The following is a 572-nucleotide window of genomic DNA, read 5'->3' as shown; positions in this document are numbered from 1 at the left end:
GGGCCTATCTGGTGCGCCACAACGTGCCGGTGAACGCGCTGCATGCCAAGGGCTACCCGAGCATTGGCTGCGAGCCGTGTACGCGCGCCGTGAAGGCTGGCGAAGACGTCCGCGCAGGACGTTGGTGGTGGGAGACCAAGGACTCGAAAGAGTGCGGGCTCCACGAGCAGAACATCAAGCATTGAAGTATTGAATCGAGGCCGAGAACGACATGGGCATCATGAACGACATCGCAGAAGCAGGGGTTGAACACCTGCTCCAGGTCCAGAACGACCACCTCGACCGGCTGGAAGCCGAGTCGATCTACATCATCCGTGAAGTGGTGGCCGAGTGCCGCAACCCGGCGCTGCTGTTCTCCGGCGGCAAGGATTCGATCGTCATGCTGCACCTGGCGCTGAAGGCCTTCCGCCTGGGCGACCGCAAGGTGGAACTGCCGTTCCCGCTGGTGCACATCGACACCGGCCATAACTACCCGGAAGTGATCGCCTTCCGCGACCAGCGCGTGGCGGAACTGGGTGCGCGCCTGGTGGTGGGCCATGTCGAGGATTCGATCAAGCGCGGCACGGTGCGCC

2 protein-coding genes are annotated in these 572 nt (G+C 63.5%); both read left to right on the top strand.

Going from position 1 to position 572, the window contains the following annotated elements:
• Positions 1–185 (top strand): phosphoadenosine phosphosulfate reductase domain-containing protein (locus AC1DHL_RS29705; RefSeq protein WP_478164326.1); only part of this gene is annotated, 185 nt, incomplete at its 5' end.
• A 26-nt stretch (positions 186–211) separates the two neighbouring features.
• A partial coding sequence (locus AC1DHL_RS29700) for a phosphoadenosine phosphosulfate reductase domain-containing protein (protein WP_478164325.1) occupies positions 212–572 on the top strand: 361 nt, incomplete at its 3' end.

The sequence above is a fragment of the Variovorax sp. 10L426 genome, from assembly GCF_056395305.1.
This window is presented reverse-complemented; position numbering and strand designations above follow the sequence as displayed.